This window comes from Streptomyces sp. NPDC048417 (assembly GCF_040651615.1).
Taxonomy (GTDB): Bacteria; Actinomycetota; Actinomycetes; order Streptomycetales; family Streptomycetaceae; genus Streptomyces.
In genome coordinates, this window is record NZ_JBEZKI010000006.1 from 286588 (window position 1) to 309334 (window position 22747).

Here is a 22747-nt window from a genome sequence, read left to right on the forward strand (position 1 = left end):
CGCTAGCCGATCCAGGTGTCGTGCAGCTGGACGCGGCTGCCGGAGTCGAATGTGAGGTCGTGCACCTTGTTCGAGACGCCGAGCTGGGTCTGGAGCTCCACCACCGGCACGTCGTACGCGTTCTGCACGAGCAGCCGCTGCGCCTGAGCGACCAGCTGCCTGCGCTTCGCGGTGTCCGTGGTCGCGGCCTGCGAGGACAGTGCCGTGTCCAGCGAACTGGCGGGCAGGTGGTAGAAGTTGGCCAGCTGGGTGGAGAAGGAGCTGCGCAGGATGTCCGGGTCGGCGCGGGTCGTGTTCCCCCACACCACGTCGAAGTCACCCGACTGGAGCGTGGTGGCGAACTGGGTGACCGGGAGCTGCTTGAGCACCACGTCGATCCCGACGGCCTTGAGCTGCTGCTGGACCAGCTCCAGCGCGGGCTGGTTGGTGGCCGCGTTGGGGAACCAGCTGATGGTCAGGCTCAGCTTCTTACCGCCCTTGGTGCGGACTCCGTCGCCGCCGGACTTCCAACCGGCCTCGTCCAGCAGGGACTTGGCCTTGGCCGCGTCGAAGGCGAGGTCAGTGGAGAGGTCGGTGTAGTCGGGCGTGGTGTGCGCCAGGATGCTGGTCGCCGGCTGGGTGCCGGTCGGGAAGACGGTGTCCGCGATCTGCTTGCGGTCGACGGCGGCCAGGATCGCCTGGCGCACCTTCGCGTCCTTCAGCAGGGGCCGCGAGTTGTTGAGTCCCAGACCGAACACCACGCCGGGGTTGGCCCGGCTCCGGAGGGCGACCTGGCCGCCCTTGAGCGCCGCCTCGTTGGCCTTGCCGACGCTGCTGATCACGTCCACCTGCCCGGACTGGAGACTGCCGGCCCGCACCCCCGCCTCGGGCACGACCTTGAACACCAGCTTGTCCAGGTAGGCCTCGCCCTTCTTCGACCACAGCGAGGAACCCCAGCCGTACCCGGTTCGCCTGGCCAGGGTGACCGACTGGTTCTGCACGTACTGCTTCAGCACGAACGGCCCGGAGCCGACCACGCCGTCACTGCACTTCTGCTGCGGGGACTTCCGCACGCTCGCCGACGACTCGATGCCCAGCGAGTGGGTCGAAGTCGCCTGCAGGAACTGGGCGTTGGGCTGCTTGAAGGCCACCTTGACGGTGAGCGGGTCGATCACGCTGGTGCTCTTGACACCGCTCAGATAGCCCTCGGCGAGGGTGCCCAGGGCGCCGAGGTCCGGCACCGCGTCGAAGTTGTCCTTGACCACCTGCGCGGTCAGCTTGGACCCGTCGCTGAAGGTGACCCCCGACCGCAGATGGAAGGTGAACGTCGTCGCGTCGGTGCTGATGTCCCAGCTCTTGGCGAGCCACGGCACGATCTTGCCGGTCTTCGGGTCCTGGTCGGTCAGGGAGTCCACGATCTGGCGCACCGAGTAGATGGTGTCGTTGCTGCCGACCTGCTGCGGATCCACGCAGCCGGCGTCGGAGCCCACCGCGAAGGTCAGGGTGCCGCCGGACTTCGCCTGGCCGCTTCCGCCGCCGGAGCCGTCGTCGCCCGAACCGCACGCGGTCAGCAGGACGCTGGTGGTCAGGAGCGCGGCCAGGGGCGCCCATCGGGAGGGTCTGAAATCCGGGAGTGCAGTCACGGAGGGCTTTCTCCTACTCGTGGCACCCGGCACGGGGTGCCGGGCTGCGGGGCGCGAGGCACGGCCGTGCAGGGGCGTGCGGCCCCCGCCGGATCGGCGCCGGCCGGGGGAAGCGCTGTGCAGACGGAAGGCGAACGGAGGGCACGTGGACGACACCGGGGACCGGTGGCGAGGGGAAGGGCGGCGCGAAGGGGCCGTGGCCGGTGACGGAGGTCAGCCGGCGGCAGGCGGACCGGTCAGAGCCGACAGAGGCAGCTGGTCGAGCGCTTCAGATCGATGTGACGCCGACGCGAGAGCCGGGAGTACGCCGTGGCGTCGGCGGGGGAGGCAGCCGGGTCATCGCTGTGTCGCATGCCGGTCCCTCCTCGTCTCCGGCCCCGGTCACGGGGGCACGCGCTTGCGGGAGTCATCGGTGATCCCGCCGGGCTTTCACCTGGAGCACCCCACCGCGCGGGAGGGTTGCCGGTCAGCGAGCCAGGGCTTGACGCTGACACTCAATGCCGTTGGCGATCGTACGGATCGGTTTTGGCGTACGTCAATGCCGCACCCGGACTGGCGGTTTGAGAAGACGCGACCGTCTCACGTGCCGGGACGCATGGTGGACGCACCTTGTGCCGTGTGCTTTGATCCGGCCATGGAGACCGCAGGTCAGGCACGCGCCGTGCCGCTCGACCCGTTCTGGGCGGGCCGCCGCGCCGACCAGTTCGCCCAGACCTGTCGCTGACCACTCGCTCTTTTCAGTTCAGCTCCTTCTCCTCGAAGTGGATCCGGCAACGGGCGCGGGAGACTCGTGCCGCCTTCGAACCCGTCTCGGTGTGGGAGCGTGCCAGTGGAGTACCCACGGGTCTTCGGCCGCCCCGAGCAGCCAGCGGCCTGGCCGGAGAACCGTCCCTACGTCGCCGAACTCAGCGCGTGAGCAAGCCGAAGTCACCGCTTGAGCAAGCCGAAGGAGAGCCGGTCATGTCCCCATTCCCCACCGCGCAGACCGTGCGGACCACCCCCGAGGGGCTCCTGTGGGAGCCGAGCGAACGCTGGGTGCGCGGCCGTAAGAGTGACGTCACGGTCGTCGACAGCCGCCACCCCGTCCTCGTCTGGGAGCCCGGTGTTCCCGTACCGCTGTACGCGTTCCCGCGCGCGGAGGTGCGCGAGGAACTCCTCCGCCCCGCCAAGAACCCGCCGACCGGTACGCACACGGGCTCGCAGATCTTCTACGACGTCGAGGTCGACGGCGAACTGCTGGAGAACGCCGCCTGGACCTTCCCGGCCGCCGACCTGGCCGATCACATCGCCTTCGAGTGGTTCCGGCGTGTCGGGCGGGGCCTGGACCACTGGTACGAGGAGGAGGAAGAGATCTTCATCCACCCCCGTGACCCGCACAAGCGGGTGGACGCCATCCCCAGCAGCCGTCACCTGGTGGTCGAGATCGACGGCACGGTCGTCGCGGACACCCGCCGGCCGGTCCTGCTCTTCGAGACCGGTCTGCCCACCCGCTACTACGTCCCGCGCGAGGACGTCCGCCTCGACCTGCTCGAAGCCACCGACCATCACACCGGCTGCCCCTACAAGGGCACCGCCGAGTACTGGTCGTGGCGCGCTGCGGCCGACGTCCCGCCCAACGTCGTCTGGAGCTACCCGGACCCGCTGCCCGCGGTCGGTGCCGTCCAGGGGCTCCTCGCCTTCTACAACGAGGCGGTCGACATCACCCTCGACGGGGAACGGGTGGCGCGCCCCGTCACCCACTTCACCAAGGCGCTCTCGGAGCAACAGCACACCTGACGGGAGACGACCGCCGCATCCGTCTCGACGGGGTGCGCCGGTCCACGGTCGGCCACACCGCCACGGCCGGTGGCGTCACCGGACAACCGGGCCCGGCGCTGCCGCCGCCCGGACCACGGGATCGCGGCGGCCGGCACCCGCGGACAGCCCCCGCCGCCGACCGCGGACCACGGCTACGGCGGCGGGGGGGCCGGGAGACGCGCGTCCCGTCAGGGGCGTCCGCCGCGCTCCAGCGGGATCTTCTCGCCCGTCTCGATCCCGACCGGCAGGCGGTTCTCGGTCGGCGGCAGCGGGCAGGTGGCCAGGTCCGTGTAGGCGCAGGGCAGGTTGGCGGCGCGGTTGAAGTCGATCGTCACCCTGCCCTCGGCGTCGGGGGCGGGGATCTGGAGGGAGCGGTTCGCCGCGTAGGTGGTCACACCGGAGGTCCTGTCGGTGAACAGCACCATCAGGGCTCCGGGCGTCCGGCCGCTGAACGCGGTGAGCCGGTGCGCAGTGCCCTCCAGTTCGAACTCGACCTGGCCGGGGGAGTCGTAGACATGCTCCAGACCCTCGACGGCGGCACCGACCGTCACCGGGCGCGGGGTGTCGAAGGGCAGGAAGCGGCCGGAGAGCACCCAGCGTGCGTCGGGCTCGTAGGCAGGTGTCCCGGTGAACGCCGTACGCAGCGCGTTGCCGGGGTGGCGGGGGCGCACGATGTCGTGTCCGCCGCGTTTGGCGACCTCGATCACCGCGTCGCCCCAGCTGACGTACACACTGGCGCGTTCGGCGAGGACGCCGAAGTCGTGGCGGCCGTGCACGATCTGCTCGTCGATGGCCACCTCCTCGCCCTCGTCCAACTCCACGACCACGCCGTCGGCGGTGCTCGACCAGGCACCGGGCGCGTCCTCGAACCGGGTGGGCTCGTCGCTGAGCCAGTGGAGGCCGGTGATCGCGAGGAACCCGTGCGGGCCGGCCAGCACCGCCTCCTTCTGCCGGTGCCACTCCTCCCACTCCTGTACGAAGCTCATCCGGTCGACGTCCTGGACGGTCATGTCGGCTCCCTCCCGCTGCATGTCCTGTCCTTCGTGCAACAGCCGCGCCTGCACGGATCATCCCGCCAGGGCCGAGTCGTTCCTGGCCAAGGGCCGCCAGCCCATCGACCGGACGAGCAGTTGCTCCGTCGCGCATCCTGCGCAAGGTACGCCGGGACGACCGGTCATGGGCCCAGACGGGCTGAGGGTGGCCCGGGACCTCCCGGGTCGTCCGTTGCGGGTCGCCGCATGCCCGGTCGTCTGGAAAGTGCGCTCTTGTCATGACAGGGCAGGACGGCGGACCCTGGCAGCAGGCACAGCGGTACGCGCAGCGGACGTCGGAGCCCCGACGGCCCTGAGGCGGCTCAGGAGGCTCGCGGATGTCGGTTTCACCGGAGTGCGGCGCTGACGGTCCTGCTGTCAGCGAACACGAGGCGGAGGCGCTGGTCGAGGGAGTCTGCTTCAAGACGGGCCCGCCGCGCAGCGTCGGGGTCGAGGTGGAGTGGCTCGTCCACCGGGAGCGTGTACCGCACGACAGCGTGGGCCGGGAAGACCTGGAAGCGGCCCACGCCGTACTGCGGACCCTGCCGCTGACGTCCGGGCTGAGCGTCGAGCCCGGCGGTCAGGTGGAGCTGAGTTCCCGGCCGGCACCGTCGCTGGCCCAGTGCGTCTCGGAGGTCTCGGCCGATCTTGCGGCCGTGCGTACCGCGCTGCGCGAGCGCGGTCTGACACTGGCCGGGATGGGCGTCGATCCCTGGCTGCCGCCTCGACGGTTCCTGCGGGAGCGGCGCTACGACGCCATGGAGGCCTGCCTCGACCGTACGGGTCCGGCGGGACGAACCCTGATGTGTACCTCGGCCTCCGTCCAGGTGTGCCTCGACGCCGGACGGGAGGAACCCGGCGTCATGGGGTTCGCGCGCCGCTGGTGGCTGGCACACCACCTGGGCGCGGTCCTGGTCGCGGCGTTCGCGAACTCGCCCATGGCCAAGGGCCGCGCCACGGGCTGGCTGTCCACGCGGCAGCTGATGTGGGCGGAACTCGATCCGGGACGGGCCGGCGGGCCCTCCCTGGTACCCGACCCGCGGCGCGCCTGGGTCCGGCGGGTCCTCGACGCACCGGTGATGTGCGTACGGCGGGACGGTCCCTGGGAGGTGCCGGACGGAGTGAGCTTCCGCGAGTGGACCCGCTCGCGCACCATGCGCCCGCCGACCCACGCGGACCTCGACTACCACATCAGCACACTGTTTCCGCCCGTCAGGCCGCGCGGGCACCTGGAACTGCGCATGATCGACGCACAGCCCGGCGACGACGGGTGGATCGTGCCGCTCGCCGTGGTCACGGCCCTGTTCGACGACCCCGGTGCCGCGGTGATCGCGAACCGGGCGGTGGAGCCCCTGGCCGAGCGGGCCGCCGGGGCCCCGGCACCGCACAATCCGCTGTGGACCGACGCGGCGTGCCACGGGCTTGCCGACCCGGAGCTGAAGCGCGCCGCCGTGACCTGCTTCGCCGCGGCACTGGACGCCCTGCCCCGGCTGGGCGCGAGCACCAGGGTCATGGACGCCGTCGCCGCCCACACCGACCGCTACGTCCGCCGCGGCCGCTGCCCGGCCGACGACGTGCTCGACCGGCAGCGCGACCGGGACGCGTCCCCACGGCGCCGGGCCCGGCGGTGACCCGGACGATCTCGGCGCCCCCGGGCGGAATGACGCCGCGCTCCGTGCCGTTGCCGCAGAAAGGTTTCAGGTCGTCAGGACGCCTGCGGGGACGGTAAGTCGGGGGGATGGGCCGACGGCGCTCCGCGGGATGGCCTCGGGCCTGCGCATCGATCGAGTGGAGAAGGACGCCACGTGCGTGCATACGGATTCAAGTCGAACGGCGGACCGGAGGTCCTGGAGGAGATCCAGGTGCCGACCCCGCGGCCGGGCCCGGGACAGGTGCTGATCGAGGTCGCGTACGCCGGCGTGAACTTCGCCGAGGTGCAGCACCGACGGGGCGAGTTCGGCGAGCCCGACGGCCCCGGCGGCTACGACGTGCCCGGGCTGGAAGTCTCCGGCACGGTGGCCGCGCTCGGCAGCGGGGCGGCGGGACCGGCTGTCGGCGAACAGGTCGCGGCCTACCTTCCGGGCTTCGGCGGATACGCGGAGTTCGCCGTCGTCGACGCGGACTCGTCCGGCCGGTGGTTGCGCTTCCGCTCGCGCACGCGGCCGGGGTGCCATGCGTCTATCCGACGGCCTACGGGGTGCTGACGGACGCGGGGCGGCTGCACGAGGGTGAGACGGTCCTGATCCACGCGGCGGCCGGCGGAGTCGGTTCGGCCGCGGCGCGGATCGCGCGAGCGCGCGGCGCCGCCCGGGTGTTCGGCACCGTCGGCTCCGCGACGAAGACACAGCTGGCCGCCGAACTGGGCTACGACGCGCTGTTTGTCCGGGAGGACTTCGAGGACGCGGTCCGGGAGGCCACCGCCGGGCGCGGGGTGGACCTGGTGCTGGACCCCGTCGGCGGTCCGGTGCGCCACGCCGGCCTGCGTTCACGGGGCGCGGAGCGGGCTGAGCCGGGCGGCGCGTTCCCCCGTCGCACCGGCGAGCGAGGAGCCGGTGCCGGTCCGTTGCGACGGGGGAGACGTGTTCAGCCGGCCTGCTGTTGCTCCAGTGCGGAGCGGTGGGTGAGGGGTGGCCGCAGACCGAGGTGTTCGCGCAGTGTGCTGCCGGTGTACCCGGTGCGGTAGACGCCGCGTTCCTGCAGCTCCGGGACGAGCAGGTCGACGATGTCGTCGAGGCCGTCGGGGATGAGATACGGCGTGACGTTGAAGCCGTCGACCGCGCCGTGCCGCACGAACCGCGCGAACTTGTCGGCCAGGCCGGACGGCGTGCCGACGTGCCCACGCTGCGGACCGAGCGCGATGACGGTCTCGCGCAGCGACCAGCCGTGCGCCGCCGCCTTCGCCCGCCATTCGGCCACCACCGTGCGCGGGTCGGCGATGCGCCGCGCCCCGAAGGAGCCGTCGTTCTCGGCGACGACCGGCTCTTCCGCGGGCAGCGGGCCGTCGGCGTCGCGGTCGGACAGGTCGATGCCCCACAGCAGCCCGGCGATCCCCAGCGCCGTGGCGGGCGTGACCTGCTGGAGCCGGATCCAGCGCTTCTTCTCCTGGGCCTCCTCCTCGGTGGCGCCGATGATGATCTCGGTGCCGGGCAGGATCCGCAGGTCGTCGTCGGGCCGCCCGACCGCCCGCAGCCGGCGCCGGATGTCCTCGGCGAAGGCCAGCGCGTCGTCGAAGTCGTTGCCGTGCGCGGAGAAGATGACGTCGGCGTTGCGGGCGGCGAAGTCGCGCCCCTCGCCGGAGTCACCCGCCTGGAAGATCACCGGGTGGCCCTGGGCGCTGCGCGGCAGGGTGGGGGCGAGGTCGACGTCGAACTGCGGCCCCCGGTGGCGAACTTGGCGCACGGCACCGGGCACCGACCAGGCGGGCGCGGCCACGGACGTGGCGACCGCTTGATCGTCCCAGCCGTCCCACAGGGCGCGGGCCACGGTGAGGAACTCCTCGGCGCGCCGGTAGCGGTCGGCGTGGTCGAGGTAGCCGCCGCGGCGGAAGTTGGCGCCGGTCCAGGCGTTGTCGGTGGTCACCACGTTCCAGCCGGCGCGGCCTTCGGAGAGAAGGTCGAGGCCCGAGAGGCGGCGGGCGAGGTCCGCCGGCTCGTTGAAGGTGGAGTTGGAGGTGGAGACCAGGCCGATCCGGCGGGTGACCGCGGCCAGCGCCGCGAGCTGGGTGACGGCGTCCGGCCGTCCGGCCACGTCGAGATCGTGGATCCTGCCGTCGACCTCGCGCAGCCGCAGTCCCTCACCGAGGAAGAACGCGTCGAACAGGCCCCGTTCGGCGGTCTGGGCGACCCGCCGGAAGGAGGCGGGGTCGATCTGCGAGCCGCTGTCGGGGGCGGACCAGATGGTCCAGTGGTTGACGCCCTGGAAGAACACGCCGAAATGCAGCTCGGCGTCCGGCCGGGGGACGTCGAGGGGGTCGGTGCGGGTCATCGGGTCTCCTCCTGGACGGCCGCGGCCGCGAAACGGTTGGCGGGGCGCTCCAGACCCAGGGTCGAGCGCAGGGACGTGCCGGGCAGCGGGCGGGCGACGAGGCGCCGTGCGGACAGGGTCGGCAGGACGAGGCGGGAGAGGACGGGCAGATCCTCGTCCAGTACCAGGGGATGCAGCCGCACCCCGTGGACGTGACGGCTCAACTCGTCGAGAACAGCCACCAGTCCGTCCGCCGAGCCGACGTGCCGCAGCCGCCCGCGGTCGTCCCACGGCGCATGGCGTTCCAGGTCGGCGACGCGCTCGGCGCCGGTCGCGTCCGGCGTGTCCAGCGCCACCTCGACCTCGGCGAAAACACGGGGCGTACCGGCGCCGGCGGCTGCCGTGGCGACCGACGCCGGGTCGCGGCCCTGGACCAGGGCGACGTCGAGCCGCGCGGCGGGCACCCGGTCCGCCCGGCCCAGGACGACGAGCTGCCCCTGCGGCGGGCGCGGCACGATCGCCGGGCCCTTGACGGCGTAGGTGTCCCCGGTGAAGTCGACGTAGTGCAGCCGCTCGCGGTCGAGGTAGCGGCTCGTGGCCACGGACCGGATGACCGCGTCGTCCTCCCACGAGTCCCACAGGGCGCGGACCACCTCCACCCCGTCCCGGGACTCCCGGGCCCGCCCGGCCGCGTCGGCGACCGGAGGGCGCCCCCACACCCGGGCCGCCTCAGGGTGGCTCTCCTCGGTTACCACCCACCCAGCGCGGCCTGCGGAGATGTGGTCCAGGGACGCCAACTGGCCGGAGACATGGAAGGGTTCGGCATACGTGACCGGGACGACGGGCGCGATCCCGATCGTGGTCGTGGACGCGGCGACGAACGCCGCCCGCTCCACCGCCCCGATACGGCCGACGGGATCCGGCCCGGCACCGGGCGGCAGCACCCCGTCGTCCAGGGTGATCAGGGTGAACCCGGCGTTCTCGGCGACGGCGGCGAGCGCGGCCACCCGGCGCGGGGTGAGCAGCTGGTCGGGTGAGTGGGCGGCGCGGCGCCAGGCCGCGGGGTGGGCGCCGTCACCGTCGATCTCGACGGCGAGGTGCAGGGCGGGGCCGGACAATGGACGTTCCTTCCGGGAAACACGGGAACTCGCGGCCGCACGGCCACGACGAGCGAGCCGGGCGACGGCAGCGGACGAGAGGCGGACGAGGCCACGACGTGCGAGCAGGGCGTGGCGACGCCGAGAGGTGTCGGGTGTGACGACGGCGCCCGGGACCGGGCGTGGACACGGCGTACGGGACCTGCGGACGGGCCTGCGGGACCGGCTTGCGGGACGGGCCGCAGGAGTCAGAGGCGGTGTCCGGAAGGACAGACGGCGGAGCAGGTGCGGCAGTAGTCGACATGCCGGCGCATGATCAGTCGCACGCCACAGCGCCCACCTCGCGGTGCCGCGCCGGATACGTGCATCAAGGGCCTCCACCCGTCAGAAACCGATCGGTTCACCGTACGTCGCTCGCCCCCACGGGTGTCAAGGACATGCGACCCGACCCACACCCGCCGCGGGCAGGTGGAGACCGACTGAACGGCGAGGCCGCGGGATCCGGGGGTACAGCGCATCGGCGGGGCGGGCCTGCCGCGTGGTGATGGGTGGCGGGGTAGCCGCCGGATCTGTTCCGCGGTGGGCGGTCGCGGCCGCACGACGGTTTCCCGCCCCCCCGCCGACATGCCTCCAGGAGATCACCGGAATCCGGTGAGGACCTCTCACCTGTCCCGCGGCGAACCTGGGCACGCGGCACGGACCTGCGCACCGGCCCCCAGGTCCACGTGTGGTCGCCGGAACCCGAGGGACAAAGGGGAACGCCATGGGACATGAACAGCGCAGACCTCGGCAACGCCCGTCGGCATGGCCGCCTACAGCGTCGGCAAGGCGGCACTCAACCATCTGGTCCGCGTCCTCGACCTGGAGCTGCGCCTCGACGGCATCCGCGTGAACGCGGTGGCGCCACAACTCCTCGACACGGCCAGGAACCGGGCGGTGTTCCCTCCGCAGGCGCCGGCCCACGCCGTCCGGCCGGAGGTGATCGCGAACGTCATCGCCTTCCTCGTCGGCGCTCTCGCGGCGCACGTCAGCGGCGCGATCGTGCCTGCCTGCGGCGCCTGGTCCGATCGTCGCGGCCAGGCCCCCTTCCACGCCGGACCCCGCTGGGACCCGTCGGACCCGGTACGCCACCCACCCCGTGTACGTCACCACTGGCGGAAGGGAAGCACCATGTCATCCACGAACCGCCGCTCGTTCCTCGCCCGCGGCGCGGCGCTGGCCACCGTACCCACGGTCGCCGCGCTGGCCGACGGCGCGCTCGCCGGTCAGGCGTCGGCCGCCACGCTGCCCGACTACGCGCCGGTCCCGCCGTCCGCGCTCGGTCCCGCCGTCAACGCGCAGGGCTACTACGTCGGCCGGATCGAGAAGAACCTATGGTCACCCTGGAGATCACCCCGCGCGTGCCGCACGTCTTCCAGGCCTACCAGCCGGTTCTCGAGGAAGCGGGCGCCGCGCTGGACAGGGCCGGACAGTTCCTGACCGCACGACTCACCAGCACGGAGCGCGCCACCGGCTAGGGCGTGTCGCCCACATATGTGTGGGGAGGGGTCTGAGCGCGAGAGTGGGCCTCACGGTAGCCAGTGCCCGAGAGTGTGGCCCACCTCGGTGAGCGCGTACTCGACCCTTGGCGGCGCCTCCGGATACATCGTCCGGGTCCACCACTGCAACCACCATCGGCACCCACACCGCCTGCGGCGATCAGCCCCCGGCCTCGCGCCTCCACGCCGGCGTCGACAACGTCATGACCGACCACCGCCGGCGGCCAGCACTGCCGCGAGGCCTTCTTGCAGATCCTTGACGAAATACTCGGGAACCTCCAGCGACGGGAAGTGTCCCCCGGTTTCGGGCGACCTCCATCGGACGATCTGTCGGTACCGCTCCTGTGCCCAGGCGCGCGGACACTTCTCGATGTCGCGGGGATACATACTGATTGCTGACGGGACGTCGACCCGCAGTTCGGGGTCGAGCGAGTTGTGGCTTTCGTAGTAAATGCGGGCCGACGATGCGCCGGTCCGTGTCAGCCAATACAGGGTGACATCGTCAAGAACGCTGTCCCTGGAAATCGTCTCGAACGGGCTGTCTTCGGTATCCGTCCACTCGGCGAACTTGTCAAGGATCCAGGCAAGAAGCCCGACCGGTGAGTCGACGAGCGAGTAGCCGATGGTCTGCGGTCGGGTCGCCTGCTGCTTCGCGTACGCCGCGTGGTGGCGCCAGAAGTCGCGGGTCTCCTCGGTCCATGTGCGCTCGGCCGCCGTCAGCCCGTCCGTTGTCAACCCGGGCGGTGCTTGGGCGGTCGTCGTGTGGATGCCGAGAACGTGCTCCGGGAACCTGCCGCCGAGGACCGTGGTGATCACACCTCCCCAGTCGCCGCCGTGGGCTGCGAACTTGCCGTAGCCGAGCCTTCCCATCAGTTCCACCCACGCGGCCGCGATCTTTTCGATTCCCCACCCGGTGGTGGCCGGCTTGTCGCTGTAACCAAAACCTGGCAGCGACGGCACTACGACGTGGAACGCTGGTGCGTCTGCGCTTTTCGGATCCGCCAGTTCGTCCATTACATGGGTGAACTCGGCAATGCTGCCTGGCCAGCCGTGCGTCAAGATCAGAGGGGTGGCGTCCGGGCGGGTGGACCGACGGTGCAGGAAGTGGATTCCCAGATCGTCAATGGTCGTGCGGAACTGGCCGATCCGGTTGAGGCGCGTTTCGAACGACCGCCAGTCGTACCCGGTGCGCCAGTAGTTCACGACATCGACGAGGTCGGCGAGAGGGACGCCCTGATCCCATCGGCGCGGGTCGGGCGCGGCGCGATGGACCGTCTCGGCCTCCGGCAGCCGTGCCGCGGCCAGTCGCGCGCGCAGGTCGTCGAGGTCAGCGTCGGTTGCGTGGGTTTCGCATGCTTGTACGTCGCTGGTTCGACGGTTCATGAGACGCCCCCGCCGGGGTGAGCTGACGACGTGGTGACAACGCCGCGATCGATGGCGGCCGCAGCGTCGGTGACGCGCCAGTGCGTGGACATGGGACCCCCTGGTCATCGATGGAAACGGCTTGAGATCTGCCGGAACCGGCTAAGACGGTTCTAACAGGTCTCCGTGTCGGCCTGCAACCGGCTAAGGTGGTTCCATGAGCGCTCGGTTCCCTGACTTCCGTCTCGGCAAGGTGCTGGCGACCAGCTTCACGGGGACCCTGACGGAGCGTCGTGGCGACTCTGTGGAGCGCATCCCCACGCCGAACCGACTAGTCGACTGGCTGGCGGTGAGTGGCCTCGCCGTGGAGTCCTGCACCACCGCCCAGCTCGAACGCGCTCGGGAGCTGAGGGAGTCGATTCACGCCGCTGCGACAGCGGCCGCGCGCCGAGATCCTCTCCCTGTGTCCGCTGTCCAGGTCATCAATGACTGCAGCATTCAGGGTCGGGCCGCGGCTGTCCTGACGCCCGAGGGCAATCGGCAATGGCGACTGGGCTCGGCTTCCTCCGTGGAGGATGCCCTGGGCGTTGTCGCCGCCGACGCGATCAGCATCATCGCGGGCGAACGAGACGGAAAACTGGCCTTGTGCGCATCGCCAACCTGCCGAGCGGCCTTCTTCGACACCAGCCAGAGCCGCACCCGGAAATGGTGCGACATGAACACGTGCGGGAATCGTCAGAAGAAGGCGCGCTTCAATGCCTACAAGCACGAAAACCCCGGATCGGCAAAGTAGTCATTGCTCTCGGTGCGTCCAGGTGGGCCCCACGTCTGCGGCACACCTGTCGCTTTGAAGGCACTCCAACGGCACTGCCGAGAGCCGTCCGTGGCTTTCGGTCAACATGCTCGGTCAGTACAGCCGGCGGGAGACGACGGCACGTCTCCAGCCAGGACCCCACGCGAACCGTCCCGCTGCTTGAGGCCGGGCGTGTCGCACTCGATCGTCGCGCGCGAGCCGTGCAGCAGCGACGGGCGGCGCGGCCGGCCCCGGACGCCTGCGCTGCCAACGGCGCGGCGACGGGTGCGGCGCGGGCGGACCGGCTTCCGCGGGACCGGACGCCTGCTGCGACAACCGTGACGCCGGTGAGCACGGAAGGCACCGCAGGTGGACGCGTGGTACCGAGGTACCACCCGCTTGGCCCAGGTCGGCCTCCCGGTACGACGGGATCGGGGTGATCCGGCGCCTAGCGTTGCCGTGCGGCGTCGGAAACAAGTGACGCCGGAGGCCGACAGAAAGACACGCGCATGATCGACGCACGGCAGTTGACCAAGAGGTACGGCGAGAAGACGGCCGTCGACAGCCTGGACTTCGTCGTGAAGCCCGGTACGGTGACCGGCTTCCTGGGGCCCAACGGCGCGGGCAAGTCCACGACCATGCGCATGATCGTCGGCCTCGACGCCCCGACGAGCGGCACGGTCACCGTGAACGGCCACCCCTACGCCCGTCACCAGGCACCGCTCCAGGAGGTCGGCGCCCTGCTGGAGGCGAAGTCGATCCACCCGGGCCGCTCGGCGTACAACCACCTGCGGACCCTCGCGCTGACCCACGGCATTCCGCGCCGCCGGGTCGACGAGGTCGTCGAACTGGCCGGGCTGGGCAGCGTGGCGAGGAAGCGGGCCGGTGCCTTCTCCCTCGGGATGGGACAGCGGCTGGGCATCGCGGCGGCGCTGCTGGGCGATCCGCAGACGGTGATGCTGGACGAGCCGGTCAACGGCCTGGACCCGGAGGGCGTGCTCTGGATCCGCAACCTGCTCAAGACGCTCGCCGAAGAGGGCCGGACGGTGTTCGTGTCCTCGCACCTGATGAGCGAGATGGCCCTGGTGGCCGACCACCTGATCATCGTGGGCCGCGGGCGGCTGCTGGCAGACACCACCGTGGGAGACCTGATCCGCGAGGCGGGCGGTGACACCGTGACGGTGGCGACGCAGGATCCGGCGCGGCTGCGGGACGTCCTGGCGGGACCGGGCGTCGACGTCACCGGCCGGATCGGCTCCGAGGAACTCCAGGTGACCGGGGTGACCGCCCGCGAGATCGGGCTGAAGGCGGCCGAGCACGGGATCGCGCTGTTCGAGCTGAGCTCGCGGACCGTGTCGCTCGAGGAGGCGTTCATGGATCTGACCAGGGATGCCGTGGAGTACCACGGCTCCACGACCGGGATCGAGACCCTCGGGAGGCCCGCATGAGCACCCTCACCGCAACCGCCGAGGAACCCCGGACCGCTCCTGCCCGCCCCGCCTACCGGGTGACCGGCCGGCGGGTGCTGTCCTCGGAATGGGCCAAGCTGTGGTCCCTGCGCTCGACCTGGATCACCCTGGGCCTCGGCCTGCTGTTCCTGGTGGCGTTCGGGCTGATCGCCGCGAGCCGTTACAAGTCGGGGATCAACTCCGGCCACCAGGACCGCGACTTCGCCACCGCCACGGCCGTCAGCCTCTCCCTCTTCGGCACGAACTTCGCCCAGCTGGCCCTGGGCGTCCTCGGCGTGCTGGTCACGGCGGGGGAGTACTCGACCGGCATGATCCGCTCGACGCTCGCGGCGGTGCCGCGCAGGCTGCCCGTGCTGTGGTCCAAGGCGGCCGTGTTCGGGCTGGTCGCGCTGGCGGTGGGAACGCTGGGCGCCTTCGTCGCCTTCCTGTTCGGCAGCGGGATCGTGTCGGGCACGCCCGCGGCCATGGGCCTCTCCCACGCGGGCGTCCTGCGGAGCCTGCTGGGTGCCGGGCTCTACCTCGGCCTGGTCGGGGTGATCGGCGTCGCCCTGGGCGCGCTGCTGCGGTCGGTGGCCGGCGGGATCTCGGTGCTGGTGGCCACCCTGATGCTGGTCCCGGGCCTGATCTCGCTGCTGCCGAGCTCCTGGCAGGACAACATCAGCCCCTACCTGCCGTCCAACGCGGGGGAGTCGATGTTCGCCCTCACCCACGACTCCACGGCCCTGTCGCCGGGCGCCGGACTGCTGGTCTTCCTGTGCTGGACGGCGCTGGCGCTGGGCGGCGCGGCGTACCGGCTCGCGCGCAGCGACGTCTGACACCCGCACCATGGCAGCGTGACATCCGTGACCATCGACGACATCAGCGGGACGGTACCGCTGGTCGCCCGGCTCTCCCGGGGCGGCCAGCGGTTGCGGCAGGCCGACCAGAGGCATCCGTGGGTGCTGGACGCCGGCGTCGTGGTCCTGGTCTTCCTGATGTTCTGCGTGCCCGACCTGTTCCACCACGGTGAAGGCGACGGTGACGGTGACGGCCCGCGCCACTTCCGGTTCGCCTTCACCCAGTTGTCCGTCGCGGGAATGCTGGCGGTGCAGGTCGGCCTGGTACTGCCGCTGCTGTGGCGGCGGCGCAGGCCCGAGGCGGCCTTCGGCGTCATCGCCGCGGTGTTCGTCCTCCAGTGGGCCCTGGGCGCGGCGCTGCGCGCGGACGTCGCGCTCTTCGTCGCCCTGTACAGCCTGACCCTGCACGGGCGGCTGCGGCGGCTGCCGTGGGCGTGCGGGGTCATGGCGGGCGCCATGGCGCTGGTGGCGGTGCGCGTCTCCCGGGTCGTGTCGGTCTGGGACGCGCTGTTCTTCCTGTTGAGCACGGCCACCGCGGCCCTCGCGGTCGGCCTGACGGTACGGATCCGCCGGGCCCAGCTCGCCGGGCTGCGGGAGCGGGCCGCCCAGCTGGAGATCGAGCGCGACCAGCGAAGCAGGCTGGCCACGGCCACCGAACGCACCCGGGTCGCCCGCGAGATGCACGACATCGTCGGCCACAACCTGTCCGTCATCATCACGCTCGCCGACGCCGGCGCCTACGCCACCGACATCGCGCCCGAGCGGGGCAAGGAGGCCCTGCGGCTCATCGGCGACACCGGCCGGCAGGCCCTCGGCGAGCTGCGGCGCGTCCTCGGCGTGCTGCGCGAGACGGCGGACGGCTCCGAGGGTGGCCCGGAGCTGAGCCCGCAGCCCGGCATCGCGGACCTCGACGCGCTGTGCGCCAAGGTACGCGCCGCCGGACTGGAGGTCGTCTACCGCACCTCCGGCGATGTGGACGCCCTGGACGGCGGGGTACAGCTGACCGTGTACCGCATCGTCCAGGAAGCCCTCACCAACACCCTGAAGCACGCCGACGCCGGCGCCCGGGTGCACCTGGCGATCCTCGTCGAGGGCAGCCGGCTGACCATCCGGGTCCAGGACACCGGCCCGGCCGAGCCGTCCGGACCGCCGAACGAGGAAGGACACGGACTGGTGGGCATGAGGGAACGAGCGGCTCTGTACGGCGGGACCGTCAGCGCGGGTCCCGCGCGTGGCGGAGGATGGAGCGTCGAGGCCGTCCTCGACCTCACCCCCCAGGGCGGTGCCCGGTGACCACCGTGCTCATCGTCGACGACCAGCCGCTCCAGCGCTACGGCTTCCGGATGCTCCTGGAGTCCGTTCCCGAGACCGACGTCGTCGGCGAGGCCGCGCACGGCGCCGAGGCCGTCCGCAAGGCCGCCGAACTGCGCCCGGACGTCGTCCTGATGGACATCCGCATGCCCGGCATGGACGGCATCGAGGCCACCCGCCGTATCGTCGCCGCCGGCGAGCGTTCGCGCGTCCTCGTGCTCACCACCTTCGACCTCGACGAATACGTCCACGCCGCCCTCCGCGCCGGAGCCAGCGGATTCCTCCTCAAGGACGCGCACGCCGAGGAACTCCTCGCCGGCATCCGGGCCGTCGCCGCGGGGGACGCCGTCATCGCCCCGGCCCTCACCCGCCGCCTCCTGGACGAGTTCACCCGCTACGTCCCCGCCCACCGCGGAGACCGTGCCGAGGACCCGAGACTCGGCTCCCTCACCGACCGCGAGCGTGAGATCCTCGTCGCCATCGGCAAGGGCTGGAGCAACGGTGAGATCGCCACCCGGTTCGTCCTGTCCGAGTCCACCGTCAAGACCCACGTCGGCCGCGTCCTGGCCAAGATCGGCGCCCGTGACCGCGTCCAGGCCGTGATCTTCGCCTACGACCAGGGCCTCGCCCGCCCCAACGCGGACTGAGCCGACGCACGGCGGCGGCAGGCCGACACCCGCGTGCTCCCGGCCGGCCACCCCAGCGGCAAGGAGCTCGCCGACCTGGCGGACATGGTCCTCGACAACGCGGCCCGGCGCGGCGACGCCCTCCTCGCACTCCCCGGGAGCCTGGACCGCCGGTGCGCCCATGACCGCGGTCAGCCGGCGGGCCTCTTCCGCGGCCAGCCGTGGTGTGCCCGCGTCCGGGCCTTCGCCGCGTCCGCGAGGCCGGGCTGGAGGCGGCGGGCGGCGTCGACATGGTCGTCGGTCCAGATGATCCGGACCGCCACCGGCGTGGCCCGGCCCTGACCGTCGCTGAGTTCGGTGCGGACGGACTCCACCAGCCGCGCGGCACCCTCGGGGCGCAGCGGGACGACGTCGGGGACGGGGGAGTGGTCGCCGAGGCTGGCCGCGAGCCCGTGGTACCAGCCGGTGACCAGGGCCGCCGATCCGAGGACGGCAGAGTGGGCGTCGGCCCGCACGGCCTGGACGCGCGCCAGGTCCTCCCCCTGCCACAGGGAGACGACGGCGTCGGCGGCCAGGCGCAGCCCGACGACTCCCGAGACGAGGGTGGTCGTGCAGGCCAGCGACAGCGGCTTGGCGCCGCGCTCGGCCAGGAAGCTGCGGAACGCGTCGTCGAGGCGGCGGGCGGAGGCCGCCGCCTCACGGCTCTGCGGATCCGGGTCGGCGGGGTGGCGGTGGCCGAGGGCGTAGTCGACGGCGCCGCCGAGGTAACGGGCGCTGTCGTCGTACGCCTGGGCGAGTGCCTTGTGGACGGCGGCCTGGGCGCCGCGCGGCCAGAAGAACACGGCGACGACGATGCTGACCGCACACCCCAACGCGATGTCCTGGACACGCAGCAGGGCGACATGCCAGTTGGGGTCGTGGCCGATGTTGAACAGCACCACGAGCGTGACGGTGAACGCGGCCTGCCCGGCGGCGAAGGAGATGGCGGCGGGCGCGATGCCGGCGAACAGGATGGCCACCGGAAGCACGAACCACAGCGCGGTGCCGTGATGGCCGATCAGATGCAGCAGCCCGGCGCCGACGACGGAGCCCGCCACCGTGCCGAGGACGGCGCGAGCGGCGTTCTGCCCGGTGCTGAGCGCGTTGGAACGCAGCACGGACAGGGTGCCCAGCAGGACCCAGAAGGAGTGCCCCACGCCGGTCGCTCCGGCCAGGAACACCGCGATGCCAAGACCGACGCCGCCGCGCAGACTGTTGTGCAGCCACACCGAGTCGGCCCTGAGATGGGCGGCGGCCCGTTCCCGTGCGGAGGCCAGCGGTGCGGCCAGCGCGCCCGGGTCCCGGCCGAGCAGCCGTTCGGGCCAGCTGCGCTGCCAGGCGGTGGCCGCCATGTCCACGTTGTCGGCGATCTGCAGCACGGCGAAGCCGAGCTCCTGGGCGCGGAAGGACACGTCGAGCGTGGCGATGAACCCGTAGATCTCCGCCGTGCTGTTCCCGCCCGGGTGTTCGGCGGGCACCCGGACGGTGGAGCTGTGCTCCATCCCGGTCAGTGCCGCCCGCAGTTCCTCGGCGCGGACCCGCAGCGGGCCGGTGTCGCCGGTCAGGTCCGTGAGCAGGTCGCAGGCCGCCTCCAGGACCTGTGCGGCGGCGCGGCGCACGCTGTGTGCGGCCGGATCACAGCCGGGGGGCTCGTCGGTGTAGTCGGACCGGTCCACCAGGACGGCGCACAGCCAGGTGAGTTCGTCCACCAGCCGGACCAGGGCACGTGAGGTCGCGGACAGGCCGGTGGGGCGATAGGGGGTGGCGTCGAAGGCTCCCCGCAGGTCCGCGCCGGTACGGGAGGTGACCTCCGCCGCCGCTCTGCACCGCTCGGCGAAGGGCACTGACCCGGCCGGCGCCGGCACGGTGGCGCGGGTGCGCAGATATCCGGCGGCGGCCCGGCAGACGGCGGCCGCCGGGGCGCTGAGCGGATCGGCGACGGGACGCGGCCACATCAGGGCGACGGCCGGCAGCGCCACCGCCGCAGCCAGGCCCGCGCCGGCGAGACGGTCGGGCAGCTGGGACAGCGATACCGGTGCGCTGACCGGCAGCACGAAGGCCAGCAGGAGCGCCGTCGAGCTGCCGGCCAGGACCGAGCTGACCACACCGGAGAACAAAACCACGAACCCGACCACGACCGTCGCCGCCACGGCCAGCCAGATCTCGGCTGCCACCAGCGTCCCGACGCAGATCAGCACCAGCCACGCCACCGCGAGAGCCGCCTGCGCCCGCAGCCGCTCCACCATCGGACCGGAGTAGTCGACCAGCAGCAGCATCGAGAACGTCCCGAACGCGGCGAAGCTCGCCATCGTCGGGTTGTGGAAGACCTCGCTGCTCAGGGCGAACAGTGCGGGCATCACCAGCGCGGTACGCCCGGCCCGCCGGGTCGCCGCGAGGTCCGGGTCCCGGTCGCGCAACCACGTCACCCAGCGCGGTGCCCGCCCCGACATGTACACCTCCCGCTGGCCCAGGGCAGTCGGCCCCGCCGCCGCACCGCGCACACCACCCATATGCGGCCACCACCCGGCGGTCCGCAACATTTACCGGGACGGTACGACTCCCTGAGCGCAACGGCACCCCGCGCAGCGGATGTCCGACCGATCCGAAGCTCGGCGCACCACAGCCGACGCGGCCCGGCTCACCGCACCGGGAAGCCGAACGCGTACCCCTGTTCCTTGAGCCAGGGCAGCACATCGCGCAGGGCGGCCACGGTCTCGGAGCGGTCGCCGCCGGCGTCGTGGAAGAGGATCGTCGGCCCGTTGGGCATCTCGTCCTTGACGGTGGCCACGATCGCGGACGTGCCGGGCCGTTCGAAGTCCTTCGAGTCGACGTTCCAGCCGAGCGGGCGCATACCGTGGGAGGCGGCGAGCTTCCTGCTGTACGGGGTGAAGGCGCCGCCCGGAGCGCGGTAGTAGAGCGGCCGTACACCCCCCGACGCCTCGGTGATCATGCGTTCCGCGTCGAGGATCTGCTGGGACTGGTAGGCCTCGGACTTGGTGTCCATGGTGACGTCGTGCGACACCGTGTGGTCGCACAGCCGGTGCCCGGCCGCCACCACCGCCCTCACCAGGTCCGGATGCGCCTGCGCCTGCGGGCCGATCATGCAGAACGTGGCCTTCACGCCGTACTCCTTGAGCACCTGGAGCACCCGGGGGGTCCAGACCGGGTCCGGGCCGTCGTCGATGGTGATGTTCACGCCCCGGCTGCCGCGGTCCGAGGCGTGCGCGATCTCCATGGACACCGCGGCCGCCTCCCGGTCGGCGCCGGGTGCCGCGGGATGCGCCGAAGTCCCGGCTCCCGTCCTCCCGTCGACGGGACCGGACGGCGAGGTCCACAGCGAGGCGGCCACGGCCACCGCCGTGACCCCCATCGCCGCCGCGGCCACCTGGCCGTACCAACCTCGTCCGCCGCGCCGTGCCATCTTCCGCCCCGATCTGTGTCGTTCCGTTGATCTCGTGCACCCGTCCAGACGGAAGGCGGCGGGCACCGGATCCATCCGTTACCGATCACGGACAATTCCGCGAGAGATCTGCGACAGGCTCCCCGCGTGTCCTATAACGGCGGGTGGAGCGATCGGTGTTGGCGGACCGGAACACGGTCATGGGCGGAACACGGTCATGGGCGGAACACGGTTGCGCCATTGGGGCGACCATCAACGCAACCGGGTTGTGCGACGCTTCCGTTCGCGAGTCCGACTCGCCCTCGGCGCGGCGGCCGCGCAGCAGCGTGAGCCGGAGATCCTCGACGCCGCCCGACCGCTCGCTCGTTCCTGTCGGTCCGGCCGTCCAGCCGCCGACCAGGAATCCCCGGCACCGGGAAACGCCGAGGTGCCCGTCGGTCGTAGGCCGGCGGGCACCCCATGTGTCGGGTCACAGGGACTGTTTCATGATCCAGTCACGGATTCCGGGGATGGAGTAGGCGATCTGCCAGGTGCCCATGTGCGCGCTCGTGGCGCCGGTGGTGCCGGTGACCGTGCCGGTCTGGAAGGTCGCGTAGTTCACGGGCGCCCGCTGCTTCTCCAGGTTGCGTACGTCCGCCGCGAACTGCGCGGCCGTGGAGCCCGCGTCCCACACCGCTGTGCCGACCTCGGTCCCCTCCGCCTGGATGACCGAGGTGATGGCGTTCTCGCCGGGGAAGGCCTTGTCGTCGTCCTGCGAGACGACGATCCACAGCTTCTTCTCCGCCAGCGGCGCGGCCTGGCTGTCCGGCCACTGCCCGGCGACGATGTAGGCGGCCGCGAACAGGTCCGGGTAGCGGATGTTCAGCCCGAGCGACAGCATCGCGCCCATCGACTGCCCGGTGGTGTACCGCCGCTTGGTGTCGATGCTGTACTGCTCCGACACCGCCTCGACGAGATGCACGGTGGTCTCGAACAGCGAGGTCGGCTGGTAGGTGTCGTCGATGACGACCTCGCCGTACTCGGGCGCGAGTACGAACGACTCGTGCCGCGCCTGGGCCTCGGGGCTCGCCCAGCACACCGCGCCGAGCCCCTGGACCAGGGGGCCGACGGTGTCGACGTTGACGACACTGGCGTCGTGCATGAACAGCACCAACGGGTACTTCCTGCGCGGGTCGTAGTTCTTGGGCGTGAAGAGGTTGTACTTGAGCGACCTGCCGGTCTCCGGGTCGTCGAAGGTGAACTGCTCGAAGTCGTCGACGATCGGGCTCACCACCGCACTCGTGGCGACCGCCGTGCCGCTTGGCGCGTAGGACCTGCCGTGGGTCGTGGTGACCGTGCCGGTCTGGGTGACGGTGGCCTTCGCGGGGACGATGGGGCCGCCGGGGGTCGTGTCGCCGGCCGTCGGACCGCCGGCGCCCGGGCCGCCCGAACCGCTGGGGGCGGGGGCCGGGCTGCTCGACGCGCCGACCGCGTCCTTGCCCCACAGCAGGGCGGCCCTGTCGTCGGGGGAGAGCTCGACGATGACATGGCGGCCGTCCCTGCCCCGCTCGGCGAGCGCGGCGGAGGTGTTGGCGTAGACCCTCGTGACCGTGCGGTCGGTGACCGCGAACGCCGAGGCGGCAAGGGAGGAGCCGGCGATGGCATGGTCGTACTCGACCGCCACCGCTATGAGCTTCTGCCCTACGCCGTAGACCTTGGTGATCGCGGTGGCGCCGACGATGTGCCCGGCCCCGGATGCCGGGTCCGTCGGGTCGGGGGAGGCGGCCGCGACGGCGGTGCCGCCGAGTGCGGCCACGGTGCCGATCCCGGCGGAGCCGGCGATGAGCGTGCGCCTGGTTACCAAGACAAACTCCTTCATCGGTG

20 protein-coding genes, 1 pseudogene and 1 riboswitch are annotated in these 22747 nt (G+C 71.9%); of the genes and pseudogenes, 11 read left to right on the forward strand and 10 right to left on the reverse strand.

What is annotated here, in order from left to right:
* Nucleotides 1-2: 2 nt before the first annotated feature.
* Entirely contained in the window at nucleotides 3-1622 is a 1620-nt protein-coding gene (locus AB0D59_RS12355; protein ID WP_362564078.1) for an ABC transporter substrate-binding protein, read from the reverse strand.
* A gap of 236 nt (nucleotides 1623-1858) precedes the next feature.
* A complete protein-coding gene (locus AB0D59_RS12360; RefSeq protein WP_362564080.1) occupies nucleotides 1859-2032 on the reverse strand; it encodes a putative leader peptide in 174 nt (57 codons plus the stop codon).
* Nucleotides 2011-2124: riboswitch (SAM riboswitch) on the reverse strand. Its footprint overlaps the gene before it by 22 nt.
* A gap of 458 nt (nucleotides 2125-2582) precedes the next feature.
* Between AB0D59_RS12360 and AB0D59_RS12365 the strand changes: the two genes are divergently transcribed.
* On the forward strand, nucleotides 2583-3398 hold the full coding sequence (locus tag AB0D59_RS12365; RefSeq protein WP_362564081.1) for a DUF427 domain-containing protein: 816 nt from the start codon (nucleotides 2583-2585) through the stop codon (nucleotides 3396-3398).
* A gap of 209 nt (nucleotides 3399-3607) precedes the next feature.
* On the opposite strand, the gene AB0D59_RS12370 is transcribed toward AB0D59_RS12365, so the two are convergent.
* Entirely contained in the window at nucleotides 3608-4429 is an 822-nt protein-coding gene (locus tag AB0D59_RS12370) for a DUF1684 domain-containing protein (RefSeq protein ID WP_362564185.1), read from the reverse strand.
* Between the two features lie 359 nt (nucleotides 4430-4788).
* On the opposite strand from AB0D59_RS12370, the gene egtA reads away from it, so the two are divergent.
* The 3 genes from egtA to AB0D59_RS12385 all read left to right on the forward strand — a co-directional run bounded on the left by egtA (nucleotide 4789) and on the right by AB0D59_RS12385 (nucleotide 7133).
* On the forward strand, nucleotides 4789-6081 hold the full coding sequence (gene egtA, locus AB0D59_RS12375; protein ID WP_362564083.1) for an ergothioneine biosynthesis glutamate--cysteine ligase EgtA: 1293 nt from the start codon (nucleotides 4789-4791) through the stop codon (nucleotides 6079-6081).
* A gap of 174 nt (nucleotides 6082-6255) precedes the next feature.
* Entirely contained in the window at nucleotides 6256-6654 is a 399-nt protein-coding gene (locus tag AB0D59_RS12380; protein ID WP_362564084.1) for an alcohol dehydrogenase catalytic domain-containing protein, read from the forward strand.
* Nucleotides 6655-6761: 107 nt separating this feature from the next.
* Nucleotides 6762-7133 carry a hypothetical protein gene (locus tag AB0D59_RS12385; RefSeq protein ID WP_362564187.1) on the forward strand — a complete coding sequence of 124 codons (372 nt, stop codon included), beginning with the start codon at nucleotides 6762-6764 and terminating at the stop codon, nucleotides 7131-7133.
* Here AB0D59_RS12385 and AB0D59_RS12390 read toward each other — a convergent pair.
* Together AB0D59_RS12390 and AB0D59_RS12395 are read right to left on the reverse strand one after the other, a co-directional pair.
* Nucleotides 7034-8434, reverse strand: a complete 1401-nt coding sequence (locus tag AB0D59_RS12390; protein WP_362564085.1) for an NtaA/DmoA family FMN-dependent monooxygenase — start codon at nucleotides 8432-8434, stop codon at nucleotides 7034-7036. The genes AB0D59_RS12385 and AB0D59_RS12390 overlap by 100 nt on opposite strands.
* Nucleotides 8431-9531, reverse strand: a complete 1101-nt coding sequence (locus AB0D59_RS12395) for an LLM class flavin-dependent oxidoreductase (protein WP_362564086.1) — start codon at nucleotides 9529-9531, stop codon at nucleotides 8431-8433. Before AB0D59_RS12395 ends, AB0D59_RS12390 begins: the two co-directional genes overlap by 4 nt.
* A 783-nt stretch (nucleotides 9532-10314) precedes the next feature.
* Between AB0D59_RS12395 and AB0D59_RS12400 the strand changes: the two genes are divergently transcribed.
* Nucleotides 10315-10989 (forward strand): SDR family oxidoreductase, encoded by a 675-nt coding sequence (locus tag AB0D59_RS12400; protein WP_362564087.1) that lies wholly within the window; start codon nucleotides 10315-10317, stop codon nucleotides 10987-10989.
* An 89-nt stretch (nucleotides 10990-11078) separates the two neighbouring features.
* On the opposite strand, the gene AB0D59_RS12405 is transcribed toward AB0D59_RS12400, so the two are convergent.
* Both AB0D59_RS12405 and AB0D59_RS12410 read right to left on the reverse strand, forming a co-directional pair.
* Nucleotides 11079-11156: a winged helix-turn-helix transcriptional regulator gene (locus AB0D59_RS12405; protein WP_362564188.1), complete on the reverse strand. Its 78-nt coding sequence runs from the start codon at nucleotides 11154-11156 to the stop codon at nucleotides 11079-11081.
* Between the two features lie 93 nt (nucleotides 11157-11249).
* Nucleotides 11250-12431, reverse strand: a complete 1182-nt coding sequence (locus AB0D59_RS12410) for an epoxide hydrolase family protein (protein WP_362564089.1) — start codon at nucleotides 12429-12431, stop codon at nucleotides 11250-11252.
* A 196-nt stretch (nucleotides 12432-12627) separates the two neighbouring features.
* On the opposite strand from AB0D59_RS12410, the gene AB0D59_RS12415 reads away from it, so the two are divergent.
* The 6 genes and pseudogenes from AB0D59_RS12415 to AB0D59_RS12440 all read left to right on the forward strand — a co-directional run.
* Nucleotides 12628-13203 carry a CGNR zinc finger domain-containing protein gene (locus tag AB0D59_RS12415; protein ID WP_362564090.1) on the forward strand — a complete coding sequence of 192 codons (576 nt, stop codon included), beginning with the start codon at nucleotides 12628-12630 and terminating at the stop codon, nucleotides 13201-13203.
* 509 nt (nucleotides 13204-13712) lie between these two features.
* Nucleotides 13713-14651, forward strand: coding sequence for an ATP-binding cassette domain-containing protein (locus tag AB0D59_RS12420; protein ID WP_362564092.1), 939 nt, complete (start codon nucleotides 13713-13715; stop codon nucleotides 14649-14651).
* Nucleotides 14648-15487: an ABC transporter permease gene (locus AB0D59_RS12425; protein ID WP_362564094.1), complete on the forward strand. Its 840-nt coding sequence runs from the start codon at nucleotides 14648-14650 to the stop codon at nucleotides 15485-15487. Before AB0D59_RS12420 ends, AB0D59_RS12425 begins: the two co-directional genes overlap by 4 nt.
* Before the next feature lie 18 nt (nucleotides 15488-15505).
* Nucleotides 15506-16801, forward strand: coding sequence for a sensor histidine kinase (locus AB0D59_RS12430; protein WP_362564095.1), 1296 nt, complete (start codon nucleotides 15506-15508; stop codon nucleotides 16799-16801).
* A complete protein-coding gene (locus AB0D59_RS12435) occupies nucleotides 16798-17466 on the forward strand; it encodes a response regulator transcription factor (protein ID WP_362564097.1) in 669 nt (222 codons plus the stop codon). Before AB0D59_RS12430 ends, AB0D59_RS12435 begins: the two co-directional genes overlap by 4 nt.
* A 36-nt stretch (nucleotides 17467-17502) precedes the next feature.
* Nucleotides 17503-17604: pseudogene (locus AB0D59_RS12440) on the forward strand (sugar isomerase); the annotation flags it as partial.
* A 32-nt stretch (nucleotides 17605-17636) separates the two neighbouring features.
* Here AB0D59_RS12440 and AB0D59_RS12445 read toward each other — a convergent pair.
* The 3 genes from AB0D59_RS12445 to AB0D59_RS12455 form a co-directional block, all read right to left on the reverse strand.
* Entirely contained in the window at nucleotides 17637-19934 is a 2298-nt protein-coding gene (locus AB0D59_RS12445; RefSeq protein WP_362564098.1) for an FUSC family protein, read from the reverse strand.
* Between the two features lie 188 nt (nucleotides 19935-20122).
* Entirely contained in the window at nucleotides 20123-20905 is a 783-nt protein-coding gene (locus tag AB0D59_RS12450) for a polysaccharide deacetylase family protein (protein ID WP_362564100.1), read from the reverse strand.
* Between the two features lie 448 nt (nucleotides 20906-21353).
* A complete protein-coding gene (locus AB0D59_RS12455; RefSeq protein ID WP_362564102.1) occupies nucleotides 21354-22727 on the reverse strand; it encodes an alpha/beta hydrolase-fold protein in 1374 nt (457 codons plus the stop codon).
* Nucleotides 22728-22747: the final 20 nt, after the last annotated feature.

Coding starts and splice junctions, on each gene's coding strand:
- AB0D59_RS12360 (WP_362564080.1), bottom strand. CDS start 2,032: ATGACTCCCGCAAGCGCGTGCCCCCGTGACCGGGGCCGGAGACGAGGA.
- AB0D59_RS12415 (WP_362564090.1), top strand. CDS start 12,628: ATGAGCGCTCGGTTCCCTGACTTCCGTCTCGGCAAGGTGCTGGCGACC.
- AB0D59_RS12420 (WP_362564092.1), top strand. CDS start 13,713: ATGATCGACGCACGGCAGTTGACCAAGAGGTACGGCGAGAAGACGGCC.
- AB0D59_RS12425 (WP_362564094.1), top strand. CDS start 14,648: ATGAGCACCCTCACCGCAACCGCCGAGGAACCCCGGACCGCTCCTGCC.
- AB0D59_RS12445 (WP_362564098.1), bottom strand. CDS start 19,934: ATGTCGGGGCGGGCACCGCGCTGGGTGACGTGGTTGCGCGACCGGGAC.
- AB0D59_RS12390 (WP_362564085.1), bottom strand. CDS start 8,434: ATGACCCGCACCGACCCCCTCGACGTCCCCCGGCCGGACGCCGAGCTG.
- AB0D59_RS12410 (WP_362564089.1), bottom strand. CDS start 12,431: ATGAACCGTCGAACCAGCGACGTACAAGCATGCGAAACCCACGCAACC.
- egtA (WP_362564083.1), top strand. CDS start 4,789: ATGTCGGTTTCACCGGAGTGCGGCGCTGACGGTCCTGCTGTCAGCGAA.
- AB0D59_RS12370 (WP_362564185.1), bottom strand. CDS start 4,429: ATGACCGTCCAGGACGTCGACCGGATGAGCTTCGTACAGGAGTGGGAG.
- AB0D59_RS12365 (WP_362564081.1), top strand. CDS start 2,583: ATGTCCCCATTCCCCACCGCGCAGACCGTGCGGACCACCCCCGAGGGG.
- AB0D59_RS12450 (WP_362564100.1), bottom strand. CDS start 20,905: ATGGCACGGCGCGGCGGACGAGGTTGGTACGGCCAGGTGGCCGCGGCG.
- AB0D59_RS12405 (WP_362564188.1), bottom strand. CDS start 11,156: ATGTATCCGGAGGCGCCGCCAAGGGTCGAGTACGCGCTCACCGAGGTG.
- AB0D59_RS12400 (WP_362564087.1), top strand. CDS start 10,315: ATGGCCGCCTACAGCGTCGGCAAGGCGGCACTCAACCATCTGGTCCGC.